This is a genomic window from Pedobacter changchengzhani, from assembly GCF_004354365.1.
GTDB classification, from domain to species: Bacteria; Bacteroidota; Bacteroidia; order Sphingobacteriales; family Sphingobacteriaceae; genus Pedobacter; species Pedobacter changchengzhani.
On record NZ_SJCY01000004.1, the window covers coordinates 19,536 to 37,256 of the forward strand.

A 17,721-nucleotide genomic window follows, 5' to 3' on the forward strand; every position below is an offset into this window, starting at 1 on the left:
AGTTTAAAGTTTAAAGCAGAAAGTTGTAAGTTTTAGGTGAAAAGTTGTATGTTGTAAGTTATAGGTTATAAGGCAAGGTCCTAAAGTAGAAAGTAAAAAGTTATAAATATAAGTCAGGCTTCAAAAGTTAAATCTGATCGGCGCTTACTAAGGCTAAAAGTGCATCGTTAATTTGCCGGACGACTTCATTTTTACCGTTTCCAATTTGTTTTCCGTCTACTTTAATAATAGGATAAGCATTTTTAGTCGTGCTACTTACAAAAGCCTCTTTCGCATTATAAACCTCTTCTAAAGTAAAATCTCTAATCAAAAATGAGTAGTTTGGGATATTTAGGTTGAGGATTTTATTTCTAGTAATTCCGCTTAATATCTGATTCTTTGGCGTTATAATCTCATTTTCGGTTACAATAAAAAAATTAGCGCGCGGACATTCTCTCACCAAATTATTGTTGTGGTAAAGGAGATCGTCAGCATCATTTTCCTTAACAAAATTTTGCAGCCTTATGGCTTGTAAATAATCGATGGTTTTAACATGTGGAATTTGCCTTTGATGGTTGTAACTAACCAGGCTTAAACCTTTAGTTGGTAATGTATTACTAACAAGCAATGGCGTTTGAACCAATATTAAATTCGGCTTTGCCATTTTATAACCATTCTCAGAAAAGCCACCAGTTAAAATCATTTTAATGCCCGAGTTGGGGATATTATTTGATCTTATGAGTTCATGAATTCCGTTTCTAAGTTGTTCACGATTAAAGCAAACGTCCATATTCATCTCTTTTGCGGAGTTGTAGAAACGGTTAAAATAATCTTCAATAAAAATGGGTTTATTATCTATCGTTTTTAAAAAATCAAAAATGCCAAAACCTCTTTGGATGGATAGATCGGCTACTGAGATTTTGGCGTCTTCTTCTTGATAAAGTTTAAAATTGATTGAAATTTCCATTGATTGGTGCGTTTATTTTTTCAAAATGAATAATTATTTACACAATACTTACGCATTCAGTACTATAAATTTATGCATGGTTAAAATTAAGACATTTGTTTTAAATTTTAGAATATAGTGTGGTATTGTTGAGTAAATTAATTGTTCAATTTTAGGTGCGTTGGAAATTTTAATGCGTTAAAAATGGCCTAAGCAGGCTCCGTTAGCACAGTAAAATATTGGTTGAACTGAAATTTTATCATTTTACCTATTTACAGGTATTTTTTTAATTCTATGTATTCATTACTTTTATAAATCCTTTTGAGGTCACATGTTCCGGAAAATATTATTCTTCTGCTTTTTGTTCTTTGCTTCTGTTGGTGCTATGGCGCAACTTAATCAAGATGCTTTGCGCAAAATATACTTTCGTTTAGCTACAGACAGCACCAAAAAGGATTCTACGCTATTGATCGCTTTTAAAATTAAAGACGCAGCTGTTAAGGAATTTGGCTCTCAGTCTATGGAATATTTTAGGGCTTTAAATAACATTGGTGTAACGTATTCCGAAAGGGAAGATTTTGAAAATGCAGCGATTTGGTGGCGCAAAGCTTATAATGAAATACAAAAAGTAAAAGATTTCGAAAATATCACGACAACGGAATTTATATACAGTAACTTAAAAATGAGGTATTTATATCATGTTAAAAATATTGATAGTGCTAATTTCTTCAGTGCTAAATACTTGGATTTTAAACTAAAAAACACGAGAGATAAGAGGACGAATTTAAATGTAGTTGCGGATGTTGCAAATAGCTTTGAAGAAGCCTTCGGTGCTCAAAGTGCTTCCAGGTACTGTAAACAAGTTTTAATTTTAAGAAAAGAATTATTTGGCAATCGCAATGCAGAAATTATTTACGAAATAGATTCGATTTTATGTAAAAGTAAGTTGAAAAATTTACAAGACTGGCGATATAATCTTTACAGTGTTTTAGATACGGTTTATAGTTTGGCAAAGATTGATTCTATGTCGAGAGCCGAGCTGGATAAAGGTAATTCTTGGAAAAGTATTTACTATGCCAAAGAGATGATGGATCTCACGTCTTTAAATGGTGATACGAGTGAAAAATTCATTGTAAGTTTACAAAGACTTGGGTTGGCTTATCAAGATTATTTAGAACAAGATTCTTTAGCTAAATATTGCATGTTTAAAGCATTAAATATTTTAGCTAAAAATGGATTGCAAAATTCAGTTAAAACAGTAGATGTATTGGCAGATTTACATGCTATATATTTTAAGCAACACGATTTTAAGAATGCAGTTGTACTGGAAAGCGAGTTATTATCCATATCGAAAATGTTGCCAGATAGTTTAAAAACATACGTGGCTGCGCTGAAAGCAATTGGTTCACAATATAATTCTAGCGATGCAAAGTATGATTTAAAAAATTATCAAAAATCTTCTGAATATCTCCGCCAATCGGCAAATTTAGCTTTAACTATATATGGAAATAAAAACAAAACTTACTCGCAAGTTTTAACAAGCTTAGGCGGTACCTACATTCACTATGGGCAGTTGGATAGTGCAGAAATAGCCTACTTAAAAGCGTATTCGGCTTATCATGATGTAAATACTGATCTCACCTATAAGTTAGCCCGGCAATTGCAATATGTGTATGATTATAAGGGTGAAGATGCCAAAAGTAATATTTGGTTGCAAAAGGCCTTGGAGATTAAAAAATTAAACGGAGATACTGTAAATTTTAACTTTATAAATGATTTGTATGGATTGGTAGCAGGTGCAACAGCTTTAAAAGACTGGAAAAACGCCGAGCGCGCGCTTAGCAGAATGGAGAAGATATTGATCGAAAACTTTGATACTAAAAGTCAGGAATATGAGCGGTACAGATCAGTAAAAGTTAGTTATGGACTACAAAGCGGAAATTTTTCGGGTTTAGATACTTTAATGCTAAATAATATTAAACTGATAGAAGACACATCTACTTACGATCAAAATAAGAGTGAGATTTTGAGAAGCAAAAAGAATTACTATCAAATGCTTGCAGAAGTTTATTTAAGGCAGGGGAACCTTAAACTTGCGCAGCAAACTAATGAGTACGCATTTAAGTTAAGTAATTTTGATAGTACACAGGTTTATTTATTCACCCAAAAGGCTGCAATTATGAGTAAACTCCACAAAACAGATAGTGCTATTTTTTACTATAAAAAGGCAATTGTGGCTTTAGGTGATAAAACCAGCAGTAGCAGTGAGATTGCTATTCCAGATGTTAAAATGAGCATGGCTGATGTATATTTTAATGTTGGAAATTATTTAGAGGCGGAAAGTCTTATGAGAGAATCTTTAACTCAGATAAATGATTTTATGATTTTAAACATGGCGGGTTTTAGCGAAAAAGAAAAGCGGTTATATAATAGAACATTGCAAGAGAACTTGTATAAATATTTTTCTGTTCAATCCATTTTGTACAAAAATAAACCCGAAATAAATAAAACAGCATACAATTTTGTTGTTCAAACAAAAGGATTGCTCTTAAATACATCTGATTATTTGGTAAAGATGATTAATTCATCAGGTAACGATACCTTAAAGCAACAATACGCACAACTTAAAGACGTTAGAAAGCAGCTTGCAAGCGCATATCAAAATGGACCGAATAAATTATCCATCAAAGATAGTCTAGAGAATATTGCTAAAAAATTGGAACAGCAACTTTCTTTCAATTCTGAGTCTTTCAAACAATTCCAAGATCAAAATAATATAGATTTTGAAACGATTAAAAATAAATTGGGCGCAAATGAAGCCGCAATAGAATTTGTGGAGTTTCCATATTATAACGGAGAAAAGTTAACCGATTCATTAATTTACGCTGCTTATATTATTAAGCCAAATACAAAATATCCTGAATTCGTGGTGTTGAAGGATGGAAATCTAATCAACAGTTTTGTAAAGAATCAAGGCGTAAATGGTAGGGGAATTCTGTTAGATGACCAGCTAAAAAATCCTGAAGCTTACAAAGCACTATATAACTGTATTTGGCTGCCTTTAAAAAATCAACTCGCTCATGTGCGGAAGCTATACATATCGGCTGATGGAATAACCAACAATGTTTCTTTTGCAAGCTTAGAAGATAGCTCAGGTAATTATTTGATTGATAAATACGACTTGCGGTTTGTTTTAAGCACGAAAGATATTAAAAACAATATTTCTTCAGATTTTAAAATAGACAAATCGATCGCATTATTTGGTGGTGCGCAATATGATCTGGCCAATACGAATATAACCAACGATGCGTTACTGGGCAACCGTTCTTTACCCAGCGATGCTACAGGGCAATCGAAATGGAATTATTTGCCCAATACTTTAAAAGAAATAAATAGCATAACTTCCATGCTAAAAAAAAATAATTGGAAAGTTGATAAATTTGCTGGCGCTGATGCTTCGGAAAGCAGTTTTAAGGAGTTATCAGGGTCTAAATCTCCTTCCATAATCCACATTTCTACACATGGATTTTATTTTCCTTTAAATACAAATATTAGTGGAAAAGCGCTATCATACAACCATTTAGAAAACCCACTGTTGCGTACAGGATTGGTTTTTAGCGCCGCAAACGAAGCCTGGTTGGGCAAAGCGGTAGAGAATGGTAAAGAAGATGGTATTTTAACAGCTTACGAACTATCAAATTTAGATTTGAGCAATACCAAGCTTGCTGTACTTTCAGCTTGTGAAACTGGTGTTGGCGAAAATGTGTCGGGCGAAGGCGTGTTTGGTTTACAGCGGGCTTTAAAAATGGCGGGCGTGGATAAAATGATTGTAAGCTTGTGGCCGGTTCCCGACAAGGAAACTGCAGAAATGATGCAGAAATTCTATGGAAATATTGCCATTGGTAAAAACATTGCGGAGTCTTTCAATTTGGCTCAAACAGAAATGCGTAAGCTTTATGGCGCAAAACCAGCTTTATGGGCCGGATTTGTATTGATTGAATAGTTATTGAGAATATTTAAATTTGCACTATGAGTTTAGAAAAGCCAGTAATTTTTTTTGATGGAGTTTGCAATCTTTGCAATGCGTCGGTACAGTTTGTAATTGAACGGGATAAAAAAAATGTTTTTAAGTTCTCAGCATTGCAAGGCGAGTATGCGAAAGAAATATTGCCGAAATTTAATGTTGATTTAGAAAACTTAAATTCTACGTTACTTTTGGAAGATGGAAAATTGTACACCAAATCATCATCAGCATTAAGAATTACCAAAAATTTAAGCGGATTATGGCCGTTGATGTATGGGTTTATTGTAGTGCCTAAATTTATTAGAGATTGGGTTTATGATATTGTTGCCAAAAACCGCTATAAGTGGTGGGGCAAGCAAGAAAGTTGTTGGGTGCCAACGCCTGAATTGAAAAATAAATTTTATAATTGAGTTTTAATCCTCCTTTTTCTTAGGTGACCAAAGCCACAAACTTAAAATAATAAGTGGAATGGTAATGCTTAAAGCGGTGATTTGAAGTTGAGTTTTTTGTGCGATAATATCCGCGTCTTTCGATAGGAAGAGATATACGGTTTCTTTAATTGCAAAAACGGTGAGGATGGTGCAGAGAACAGCTAAAATTTTTCTCATGGTATAATTTGTATGGTGCAAATATTAGAAAAAAAAATCTATTGTGAGGTTGAAAGTTTGCTGGAAAAATTTCGGCTTTTAAACCTTAAATTCATTTTTTTTGTAGGATTTTATGGAAATTGGTTGGGTATTTAATCATCAATACAAAAAATAACTACCGATGAAAGCCAAATTTCAAATTACCATAGCCGAACCATGTAACCAAAATTGGGATAAAATGGAGAAACGCACAGGAGAGAATTTTTGTGCAGCATGCAATAAAAATGTAATCGACTTTTCGACACATTCGAATGCAGAAATTATCGCCGTACTCAACAACCGTAAAAATGAGATTTGCGGTAGGCTGAGTAAATCACAACTCAACCAAATCAATTATCAGTTATTACTGGTTCCAAAAAATAATGTTTGGATGAAATATTTAGGCGTTTTGGCAATTGGTGTAGGCTTATTTAATCCAACGGTAATGGCATCGCCAATTAAAAGGCCGGTTGAGCTGCATCAAAGCGTTGCACCTTTTAAAATTAATGATAACAAGCCATTAATTATTAAATCAATTTCTGGTTATGTTGTTGATGAAAATAAACAGCCATTAGTGGGTGTAAGGGTTGTAATTCAAAATACAAAGTTATTTGCCCTAACGGATAAAACCGGAAGATATTACATAAAACTGAATGCTGGTTTTAATGCAAAAAACAATTTGTTAAGTATTGAGAGTTTGCGCTTTGGTGGTACCATGCAACTTAACACTACGCAAGAAAAGCAAAATGATTTTGTGGCCGAACGATCAGAAAGTATGATTATGGGTAAAATGATTATGGTAAAACAGCCTGTGAAATCGTTATAGGTAAGAAGACAAAACGCCCATTTTTAAATCGTACGTAGAAAGTTTAAGTTGATTAATCTGTGTTCTACCTAAAACGTAACTGGTTATCAGCGCTGCTACAACAATCATATCAACTCTTAACGGAATCATTCCTGGCATTTCGTGTCGTTGATTGTGGCTAGCGTTAATTAAAGTTGTTGCAACTTTAATATAGTCATCGTATTCAAAGGTGTAACTTATGGCAGTTTCAATATTTTCATCTGAATTATTTTTTTTGATAATAAGCGACGCAAAAGTTTCGAATGCACCAGCAGAACCGATTAATGTTTTTGGGTGATAGGTTTCGCAAATTTCGAATAAATCTGCTAATTCATTTTGCACATGAAATAATATGGCATTTTTATCGCCATCAGAAATTGGGTCTGAATGGAAGTATTGTTGCATCAGCCTTGCGGCGCCAATGTTATAGCTTTTTTTCCAAAAAATATTTTCATTATCACACAATATAAATTCTATGCTTCCGCCACCGATGTCCATTATTAATGCTGTGTTGGTTATTGCGCCGCTTAATTTTACGCCATTATAAATTAGTTGCGCTTCTTCATCGCCGGTTATAATTTTAATTGATATTTGCGCTTCTGCTTTTGCAACGGTTACAAACTCTTCGCCATTTTTAGCACTCCTAATTGCTGATGTTGCTGTGGCGGAAATTTGATCTACATGGTAACTGTTAATGGTTTCGTTAAAACTTTTTAAAGTGTCGATTCCTCGTTTAAAAGCTTCAGGAATAATTAAGTTGTCGTTAATTTTGCCTTCGCCCAGTTTAACGGGCACATTGGTTTTATATAAAATACTAAATTGATGATTTTTAATTTCGGCTATTAAAAGATGAAAAGTATTGGTTCCTAAATCGATTACGGCTACACGCATGGTTTTAATTTTTTTGTTAAATATCAGTTTAATGTTTTAGAATAGAAAATAGGGAATGGGTATAAGGAAATAGGTATTACGCAATAGCTATTAGGCAGTTAGAATAAGGGAATCGGACATAGAGAGTAGGAAATAGTTATTAAGCGATAGGAATAAGGGAATAGGAAATAAGCCAGTAGCGAAAACAGAACTGTGGGAAAGGTTTTACCGCTAGCTAACTCATATCTCATCACTCAACTCTCATCACTACTTACTTATCTTACATCAATGCTTTAGAATAAATGTCGCAGTAAATTTGTATCATAAACAAGAAAGGAAAAATTATGTCACAGTTTATTTTGCACAAAGAAAATACCAGAGGCCATGCAAATCATGGTTGGTTAAATGCGCATCATTCTTTTAGCTTCGCTAACTATTATAATTCTGAACGGATGCACTTTGGTGCGTTAAGGGTTTTAAATGACGATTTGATTGATGGCGGACAGGGTTTCGGTGCGCACCCGCATGATAATATGGAAATTATTACCATTCCATTGGCTGGCGCAATTGCGCATAAAGACAGTATGGGCAACGAAGCAGTAATAAAAGCTGGCGAAATACAGGTAATGAGTGCAGGTACGGGTGTTAGTCACAGCGAGGTTAATGCGCTGCCTAACGTTCAATTAAATTTATTGCAGATTTGGTTATTCCCGAACCAGAAAAATGTTGCTCCACGTTACGATCAACGCATGCTTGATGTAAATGCTAGGCACAACAATTTTCAGCAAATTTTATCTCCAAATTCAACCGATGATAACGTATGGATTCATCAAGATGCATGGTTCTCTTTAGGGAAATTTGATGCCGATTTTGCAACCGACTATAAAATTAAAAAGGCAGGTAATGGGGTTTATGCTTTTGTAATAAGCGGAGAAGTTACCATTGACGGACATATTTTAAATGAAAAAGATGGCTTAGGGATTTGGGAAACCGATGCAATTAAATTTAAAGCAAATACCGCCGATGCAGAAGTATTGTTAATGGATGTTCCGATGGAGTTTTAAATTGGTTAACGGTTGTGAGTTACGGGCTGTAGGTCTAATTGCCTAATTATAAGCTTGTAACTTTCAACCTTTCAGCCTTAGGCTTTTTGCTTTTACCTTTGAAATCAAGAATATGCAAACTACAAAACTTTACATTGGTAGAGATGCCAAAATTACCAAAATAATGAGGCGCTTGCTTAACGCTCGGCCAGAGTGGAATGGTTTTAGTGTTTGCACGGATGATGAAGCGATTTCAATTTGCCACGAACAAGTAGTAGATTTAGTTTTACTTGGCAACGGTATTGATCAAGATTGTGAAGATGGATTAAAGCTAGAGCTCCGTGCGATAAAACCCAGCTTAAAAATAATACAACATTATGGGGGTGGGAGTGGGTTATTGTACGGGGAGATTATGGAGGCGTTGTAATCGCTGCTTTAGCTAGAACCTAATGCTGACCCTAATTTTAACGATTAAGTTCCTTATTTTGTTCTTCAAAAATGGCATCATACAACTCAGAATATCTCTTTTTCAGCCTTTGTTTTGCCTTTTTAACAGCATCTATCGATAAACCTAAAATTCTCGATATTTCTACATTGTTCATGCCGAGTTTGGTTAAAAAGATCAATCTCAAATTTGAGTCTGTAATGCCTGAAAAATTCTGGATTAAATGTTGGTAGTATTCAGGATACGCTTCTATGAAAGATTTTTTGAAAGCTAACCAAGATTCATTGGTTAAAAGGTGAGAGTTTAAGAGCGAAAGTATTTTTTCCGAATGCTGTTTACCTTCATAAGAAGTAGATGTATTTGCTTTTTCTACCTCCATTTCTAACAGTTCTATCTGACTGTTTTTCTCGTCGAGGTAAGTTTTGTAAGCAGCTAATGTTTGCGTACTTGTACTCAATTTCTGTTCAGAATTAACTTTATCCAGTTTAAATGCCAATACGGTGTTGTTGAAATTCGCTTTGTCTGATTTTATGGTTTCTTTATATCGGTTTACCACCAAGATCATGATAATGGATAGAAATGCACAACAAATTATGGCGCCCATTTTCAGTATGGACTCCTTAGCACGCTTATCTTTTTCAGTCTCCACGCTCGCCTGTAATTTTGCTTTTTCTAAATTCCAGCCCATTCGCATTATAATATCCTTGCTATCGAGCGTTCGGAGTTGATTTTTTAATGTTTCTAAATTTCTTCTGGCTGATAATTCATCCGCTACATTTCCGGTTTTCTTAGCGATTTCTAAAATGAGCGTATTTATTTCATAATCATCACTTTTAAACTGAACTTGCGACGACGCCAATTTTCTTGCTAAATTTAAGTTGATAGTTGCCTCCGAAAGGTTATCGCTTGCCAAATAAACTTTGCTAATCAATACTAGCGCGTAAACTGTATTTTGTACATTTCCTACTTTTTTAGAGAGGGTTAAATCTTGTTGTAAACGCTGTAAAGCTAAAGTGAAGTTTTTGTTCTTTAGATTAATCTCTGCTAAATTTCCGAGTGCTTTCCCATAACGAAGCTCATCATTACTGGCTTTTGCGTGTGCCAGTGTTTCGTTAAAATATTTTTCGGCTTCTTCTGGTTTGTTAAGTCTGATGTAGCATAGACCTAGCGCATCGGTTATGCTGGCCAGTTGTACTAGGTCGCCATTAGCATTTTTATTGGCAATTTCTAAATATTCTATGGCTTTATGGTAATCGCCAACTGTACTTAAAAAGTATGCTATTTTTTTATAAGTTTCACCAGGCGATATCACCTCACTATCATCTGCTTTGTCTAAATTTTTTATGCAGTAACTAAAAAATGGGAAAGAATTTTCGTACTTACGATAAGTGTAAAGGTAGAAGCCATACTGTAACGATGCCCAAATCTGCAGTTCCTTTTGCTTTGTTTTCTCGCAATTTAAAATTGCTTTCTTAAATAGATTGGTTGTACTGTCGTTTAGCTTTTGTTGTTTCGATGCAATTAAATTGGCACTAAAAACTTGTTCTATTATAGTTCTGGAAGGGTCAGTTTTCGAGAAGCCATCAAACGCTTGACTTGTAACAATATTCAGGTCTTGTAAATTTTTTATTGATGCACTTTGCTTTTTTATGGCCTCAATAATTTTATTGTTGATTTCTGGAGTATTGTACGCGCGTAAAAATAATGGACATATAAAAAAAATAGAAAGAATGATTAGCTTCTTGGTACTCATTATGTTAATTAAGAGATGTTCAGATCCACCACCAATATCTTAATTAATTCCACCAAATTGAAATGCTGCGGCCTGTTCATTTTCGAAAAGTGTAAGTTAATCTTATAACGTATTGATTTTTTGATATTTAAAATAAGTAAGGACCACGTTTTTTATTTGTCTCTTTTTTGTCCCCCCCTAAAATTTGCACTGTAAACACATTGTTTGCCATTTTTGAGTTCAGTAAACTTTTGCTTATTCTAAATTTATCATTATGGAAAAACCATTACTTATTTGCTTTTCTAACAAAAGACATTTTTCTTTTTTCAAGAAAATTTTATTCATTTCATTACTCGGCGTATTTTGCCAACTCAAAGGTTTTGGGCAAAGTAGCCCTGAAGATTTTGATGGTTTAATTCGTAAGGAAGTAAATGACCTATATTTGAAGATAATTTGGGGCGATTTACCGATGACGGGTGCTGGTGATTCATATGCTCGTCTTAAAATGACTAATTTTATTGGTTACCAAGGTTGGAATTATTACTATGGAGATGTTGAGCACAATAACGGTTATCGAAGTTATCCAGCGGGCAGTAGCTCTAGTAATATTGGCCCATACAGAGATTATAATGTTCAAATATATTACGAATGGGGAAAAGACTGTTCTGGTTGTACGTTAAAATGGGGTACTGTATATCGAAGTGGAACAACACCCAAACTTAAAGCCATTACAAACCTTAACGTAACGGATCAGGTTTTTCCATTACTTACTTGGGCTAAGGGCTCGAATATTGATGATAGCAAGTTAAATTTTGAAGTTTATAGAAATGGAAACTACATAACAAAATTAGCTGGTAATGTGCGGAATTATACCGATAAAACAGTGCCTAGCAGTGGTAATTATGTTTACAGTATACGTACTGTACTTAGTAGCAATGCGCCAAGCGATTGGAATCATAGTGGCAATGCTTGTGAGCCGGCCTTCAATGCTAGTTCCTTTAATTATGTTAAAAAAGCGGTCACTGCAACAACGGATCAGGCAGGTAGAGTAAAATTAACGTGGCCATCGTATAACAGTACGAAGGGCATAGGTGAAATTATTGTGTACAAAGATGGGGAACAGCTCATTAATTTAAGCGAATCAGCTAAAACTTATAGCGATAGCGATGTAATACCAGGTATGTACTACAGTTATACTATTGGGTTTGTTAACGACGATGATGACAGTACACCCGCAATAGACGAAAACTTTAGGTTGCCAATTGTAGATGGGAAAAGCTTGCCAAATGGTAAAATAAGCGGCTACATCAAAGGTAAAACAAATGCAGGATCAGAAGGTATAGTGGTTACCGCAACATCTAAATTGAAAATTTCTGATAATAAAAATTCAGACAAATACACTTATAGCGATACCACAGATGCATCTGGATATTACCAAATTTTGAATGTGTTTTATGGCAACGGTGCTGATTATGTAATGACACCGGCTGTACCGGGTTACACTAAAAAACGTTTCAATCCTGATTCTTTAAGTAGAAAATTAACTTATGATGATGCTAACAAGCAAAATGTAGATTTTACTGATACCGCATCCTTCGCCATTAGCGGGAAGGTATATTTTACAGCCATTAAAGATTCGCTTAACAATGACGTGTTTTTGCCATTGCAAGACGCAGAAGTTTGGATAGATGGGAAATTTAGTACACTTACAACTAAAAGTGATGGTTCTTATAACTTGGGCATTAGTACGCCTGGCCCACATGCTATTCAAATTAAATTTAAAGATCATCGTATTGATTTTGCTGGCACTACCGATACTATTCGGACTGTAAATGTTAATAAATTAATAAACGACTTCAATTTTGTTGATAACGCTACTGAAACGCTTACTATTAAAGTTACGGCCAGTTGCGATGCGCCGATAGGAGAGTATGTAACCCTCAAATTAAATTCGCTTAAAACAGGTACAACTAACGTAAACGGGCCACCGCAGCCGATTAAGTATGGTAAGCTATTGCATGTAAGTTCTTACGATTGGGATAAGGGCAATCCAAGAAACCCTGGCCAACAGAAAATGGGCGAAATTACAATGGTTTTGCCTGCAACAGGTTTCGAAGGACAAATTGTTCAGGTTTATGAAAACACTGGAATTAATTCCAACAAACTTGAATATTTTACTAAAACCTATAATTTACTGAAAGTAGATTTAGCACAAAAAGATACTACAAAAAATATTCAGAAAAGTATAAAAATTAACACAATACCTGCTGATACTACATTTAGACCAGATGGCTCGATCTATAAAATTGTACCTTCTCGAAAAGATTCAGTTTTAATAAGTGATACAACTTACGTTGCAAGCGTGCCGAAAATGGAATTTATTTATCATGATAAATTACAATTATTAATAAATGGTGGCAATCCAGCTTTTGCTGATTCAGTTAGATTTAATCCCGGTGGTGTTTATAAATATCTGTTAGTACAAAATGATAAACATGTTTTAGATGTTAAAATAAGAGAAAGTTATTCTTATCGAGATGTTAACTACGCATGTATTTTAGATACAGGTGATGTTTACATCTATGATGCCATATCTGATCTTGTAGATCGGAAAGAATATAAATTAGATAGCTTAACGCATGCTGTAAAATATAAAGTTAAAGTAGGTGCACCAGTGTTGGAAGCGCCCTATCAAAAAACAATTCAAATTGTTGGCAAGGTAGGCTCGAGGGAAGCCAATCAAATCATCTCAGTGGTTGTAGAAGGAGAACGAGCCCGTAGTGCCACGTTTGTAACCAAAACACCAGAAATACCATTATTTGTACTCCACGACCCACCAGGCGATAAATCCTTCGCTACCATAAGCAAAGGTACAACCATGAGTACTAAAATGACAACCCAATATGCGGGTGGCGCAGGTGGTGGTGCTTATACAGATTTAAAAATAGGTGTGGGTGCTGTTGCGCCAATAAGTGGCGAGTACAGTGCAGCTGTGCAGGTAACTGCACGAGTGGAAGCTGGTGCTGATAAGAGTTCCAGTACAAGTACTACATTTACCAATACGTTTACAGAGGATTTCTCTACCTCGGGAGAAGAAACATTGGTGGGTGCAGATGGTGATGTTTATGTTGGTGCATCGATGAATATGGTGTATGCCCTAACGGATATTTTAAAATATGATGCGGTAAAGATGGACATGGTAAGAGATACGGCTTTAGCTGCCGATCTTAACAATTTTAACACAACGTTTTTATATACCGAATATCACATCAAAAATATTCTATTAAAACAGTTAGAAACTTTATACTCCATTTCCAAAAACACTTTTGATGTTACGCAACAGAAATTTGATAGTGGAGATAAAAGTATAACCATTCAAAATTTAATCGATTTAAATAGGTCTCAATTAGAATATAAAGCCAGTATTGCAGCATGGCAAAAAGCGCTAGCCAATAATAAAACGAATAGAGATAAAGCGGGTGCGGTAAAATTGCCTGTCGGTACCCAAGGTGTAGTGGGCGATAATATATCGCTAAGTGCAGGTGCGGTGTATGACAACTCAATTAGTATGGAGAGTGATACTACGAGTTCTAGCGAAGTATCTGTTTACTTAAATGGCGAAATAACCGTAGGTGGTGTTGTAAAAAGTGGGGCGGCAAACGAGAAAACTTTCGGGGGCTTGGCTACTTTTAGATTTAATTGGTCAGAAGCGAACGAAACTAGCGCTATAAAAACCACCACAACGAGTTATCACTTAGAAGATAACGATTTGGGCGATTTTATCTCCATCGATTTAAAAAAGGATAAAGTTTATGGTACACCAGTTTTTAAAGTGATATCTGGCTCTACCAGTTGTCCACATGAAGACAACACACAATACCGCCATTTGCCAGCAATGCAGGTTAGTGGAGCAAGTGAGCAACGCAACGTGCCTTCAGATCAGGCCGCAAAATTCGAGATTTTAATTTCGAATAGAAGCGAAAGCGATGAAACGGTAGAATATGCAATTAAATTAAATCCTTTAAGCAATCCAAACGGTGCAAGAGTTTTAGTAGGTGGACAAGATGTTACCAACGGACAGGCCACCTATTTTATCCCAACAGGAAAAAGCTTTAAATTACCAGTAGAAGTTTTTAGAGGTCCACTTTCTAGTGTGTATGAAGATTTATCATTGGTAATTTTTTCTACATGCGACAACACCTTGGATGATATTTCTGATGCAAATATTGCGAAACCATCCGTTAAGATAAATGCTTATTTCCAAAATAAATGTAGTGATATAGATTTGTTTGTGCCTGGGAATAATTGGTTAGTCAATCAATCAAACAGCAATAAATTATTTGTAGCATTTAGCAAATACGATGCTTCGGCAGCATCTCCACTCACTACCGTTGGTTTGCAGTACCGAAAAATTAATCAAGATTATGAGAACTCGTTGTGGCAAACGGTTGTTACAGTTCCAAAATCAGATTTAAAAGACAAATATTACGATTACACTTTCGATGTAAGCACTTTGCCCGATGGAAAATATGAAATCAGATCGATAGCAGTTTGCCAGAGCGTGGATGTTAACTATTCGCCGGTGTACAGCGGAACGATAGATCGAGTATCGGCAGTAGCATTTGGTTTGCCCACACCCGCAAATGGTATCTTAACATCAAGCGATGTTGTTGGGGTTAAATTTAACAAAGATATTGTTTACACCAATTTAGCCAATCCCGTAAAAGTTATTTTAAAGCGAAAAGACAACGGACAAATTATCCCGGCAACGGTTACAGGCGATGGTAGAACATTTATTGTAAAAACCATACCAGAATCTGCCATGAGCGATTACGAAAACGTAGAGCTGACCGCAATTGTTAAAAATTTACTTGATTTGAGCGGAAACAAGGTTGCCGATAGCGTAAAATGGGATTTTGTTGTTAACCTTAGTCCGGTTTACTGGGCGCCAACAAATGTTAATATAAATGCAATAGAAAATGTGCAAAGTAACTTCAGCGCAAAGCTGAAAAATAAATCTGCGCTCGTTCAAGATTTCAGCATCGTAAAATATCCCGCTTGGTTAACGCCATCGTACAAAGCAGGTAAATTGGTGCCTTTAGGCGAGCAGAACATCGATTTTATTATTGATAAAAACCTTAATACAGGTACTTATACCGATACCGTTATTACAATGGCCGATAACAAAAGGCAGTTGTTGTACGTAATCGTTAATGTATTGCGTACACCTCCAAATTGGACGGTTAATCCATCAAACTTTAAGTACAACATGAGTTTAACTACTCAGTTTAGTTTAAACGCTACCGATACCCTTACTTCGATTGATGTGAGAGATAAAATGGGTGTATTTGTTGGCGATGAGTGTAGAGGAGTTGCTGATATTACCTATGATGCCAATTCGAAAAAATATGTGGCGTTTATCACGGCATATTCTAACGCAGCCAACGAAAGTTTATCGGTACATTTTTGGGATACCTATCCTGGTATTGAGTACCAAGGCTTAGAGCGAATTAACTTCGTGCCAAATGGAACGGTTGGAAGCGCCGATAATACATTTATTCTTCATCCCGAAGGTGTTTACCAAACCATACCACTCAAAAAAGGCTGGACATGGATTTCGCTGAATGTAAAAAATAGTGACATGAGCCTTAAAAAAGTATTGGCGAGTTTAAAACCTACCGAAGGCGATGTTATTAAAACTTTGAATAGCAATAATGTTTACAGTCAGTACAATAAAAAGTTAGGTTGGGCAGGTTCATTAGATAGCTTAAATGTTTACAACAGCTACATGATATATTTAGCTAAGCCTGATAGCTTGAGGGTGCTAGGACAGTTTATTACTAAAAATGTAAATGTTCAGTTAAACAAAGGTTGGAATTGGGCAGGTTACCCGCTGGCTGTTAATATGGAATTGAAAAATTACCTTAAAAACTATAAGCCTGCAGATGGTAGTCAAATGGTGAGTCAAGAAGAGTTTGCGCAGTATAATGCTGCTAGCGATTCTTGGTCGGGTAGTTTAAAGTACTTAAGGCCAGGTAAAGGTTATAAATTTTATAGCAATGGCGATGGATTTACAATACCAGCAGTTGTTTACGATCCGGAAGTAAATATTATACCTATGCCAGATGTGAGTCCGATTAAAGACAGTACTACGCCTTTAGTTGTAAACAACAGCAATACGATAATTAATAGCACGGTTAATAACAATATGTCGGTAAATAGTACCAATTACGAAACCAACATGTCGGTAACATCTGTAATTAATCAAGGCGGGCAAATTGTAAACGATACCACAAACAGGTACGAAACGTATGTTTATGTAAACAATAACTTAGTCAACATTGTAAATCAAACTACCTTGCAAGATGGGCAGGCGGTTGGCTTTATCCCGGTTACCGGAAATACTGGTGATGAGAATAAAAATGTTGTAATTAAAGTGTACGACAAGGAGGAGAAGAAGGAATATACGGCTAAGGTAACGCAACCAATAACCAATCAGGGCGATAATATTATTGGAACCATTGCCGCGCCAATAACGCTTGTTTTAGAAGGTAACGCCGATATTATGGTAAGCAACCAAATTAGTAAAATCCGTGTTAATGTTGGCGATACGTTAAAATACACATTAACTAATAAAAATATGGGGCCAGATTTGGCCGTAAACACGGTGCTAATTGATACACTTAGTAAAGCTTTCGAATTTGTTTCGGCAAGTAGCGATGTAGTGTACGATTTTGCAAACCATACCATCAAAATCAATACCTTAAAAATTGCGGTTAATGAATCTGTAAAAAGCGAAGTTATCTTAAGAGCACTAAAAGTTGGCACTCAAACTCTTGGTAAAGGTAAGGTAACTGTAAATAACGATGGCAACCTAAGCAACAATTTAATACCAGCAAATACGGTTTTTGTAGTAGATAAAAGGGCAAGCGAAGCTAAAATCCTTATACCAACTTTATTTACGCCTAACGGTGATGGAATTAATGATGTGTTTGAAATAGTAGGTTTAAACGATTTCTACGTCAGTAATTCGTTAACCATTTTTAACAAAAGCTACAATATCGTTTATAAAAAGCAAAACTATCAAAACGATTGGAATGGAGATACGCTCCCAATGGGATCTTACGGGTACATTTTGAAAGCCGTAGATAAAGATGGTAAAGAAGTAACTTTTAGAGGTTTTATAACCATAGTTTATCAATAGTGTGGTAT

10 protein-coding genes are annotated in these 17,721 nt (G+C 35.3%); 6 read left to right on the plus strand and 4 right to left on the minus strand.

Annotation, left to right across the window (positions count from 1 at the left end; translation table 11 throughout):
• Positions 1-127: 127 nt before the first annotated feature.
• Positions 128-946, minus strand: coding sequence for an aminotransferase class IV (locus EZJ43_RS07220; protein ID WP_133262040.1), 819 nt, complete (start codon positions 944-946; stop codon positions 128-130).
• A 310-nt stretch (positions 947-1,256) separates the two neighbouring features.
• On the opposite strand from EZJ43_RS07220, the gene EZJ43_RS07225 reads away from it, so the two are divergent.
• Positions 1,257-4,928 (plus strand): CHAT domain-containing protein, encoded by a 3,672-nt coding sequence (locus EZJ43_RS07225; protein WP_133262041.1) that lies wholly within the window; start codon positions 1,257-1,259, stop codon positions 4,926-4,928.
• Positions 4,929-4,954: 26 nt separating this feature from the next.
• Positions 4,955-5,359 carry a thiol-disulfide oxidoreductase DCC family protein gene (locus EZJ43_RS07230; RefSeq protein ID WP_133262042.1) on the plus strand — a complete coding sequence of 135 codons (405 nt, stop codon included), beginning with the start codon at positions 4,955-4,957 and terminating at the stop codon, positions 5,357-5,359.
• Positions 5,360-5,362: 3 nt separating this feature from the next.
• Here the strand turns inward: EZJ43_RS07230 and EZJ43_RS07235 are convergent, their stop codons facing one another.
• Positions 5,363-5,557, minus strand: a complete 195-nt coding sequence (locus EZJ43_RS07235; protein WP_133262043.1) for a hypothetical protein — start codon at positions 5,555-5,557, stop codon at positions 5,363-5,365.
• Between the two features lie 160 nt (positions 5,558-5,717).
• Here EZJ43_RS07235 and EZJ43_RS07240 point away from each other — a divergent pair, with 160 nt between their 5' ends.
• Positions 5,718-6,401 (plus strand): carboxypeptidase-like regulatory domain-containing protein, encoded by a 684-nt coding sequence (locus EZJ43_RS07240; protein ID WP_133262044.1) that lies wholly within the window; start codon positions 5,718-5,720, stop codon positions 6,399-6,401.
• Here EZJ43_RS07240 and EZJ43_RS07245 read toward each other — a convergent pair.
• Entirely contained in the window at positions 6,396-7,310 is a 915-nt protein-coding gene (locus EZJ43_RS07245) for a Ppx/GppA phosphatase family protein (protein WP_133262045.1), read from the minus strand. The two genes, EZJ43_RS07240 and EZJ43_RS07245, sit on opposite strands and share 6 nt — an antisense overlap.
• Positions 7,311-7,633: 323 nt before the next feature.
• On the opposite strand from EZJ43_RS07245, the gene EZJ43_RS07250 reads away from it, so the two are divergent.
• The gene (locus EZJ43_RS07250) at positions 7,634-8,353 is read left to right on the plus strand and encodes a pirin family protein (protein ID WP_133262046.1); all 720 of its coding nucleotides are present in this window, start codon (positions 7,634-7,636) and stop codon (positions 8,351-8,353) included.
• Between the two features lie 112 nt (positions 8,354-8,465).
• Positions 8,466-8,759, plus strand: a complete 294-nt coding sequence (locus EZJ43_RS07255) for a hypothetical protein (RefSeq protein ID WP_133262047.1) — start codon at positions 8,466-8,468, stop codon at positions 8,757-8,759.
• A 37-nt stretch (positions 8,760-8,796) separates the two neighbouring features.
• Here EZJ43_RS07255 and EZJ43_RS07260 read toward each other — a convergent pair whose 3' ends face one another.
• Positions 8,797-10,530, minus strand: coding sequence for a tetratricopeptide repeat protein (locus EZJ43_RS07260; protein WP_133262048.1), 1,734 nt, complete (start codon positions 10,528-10,530; stop codon positions 8,797-8,799).
• A 253-nt stretch (positions 10,531-10,783) separates the two neighbouring features.
• Here EZJ43_RS07260 and EZJ43_RS07265 point away from each other — a divergent pair, with 253 nt between their 5' ends.
• The gene (locus EZJ43_RS07265) at positions 10,784-17,713 is read left to right on the plus strand and encodes a T9SS type B sorting domain-containing protein (protein WP_133262049.1); all 6,930 of its coding nucleotides are present in this window, start codon (positions 10,784-10,786) and stop codon (positions 17,711-17,713) included.
• The last annotated feature ends 8 nt before the right edge of the window (positions 17,714-17,721 follow it).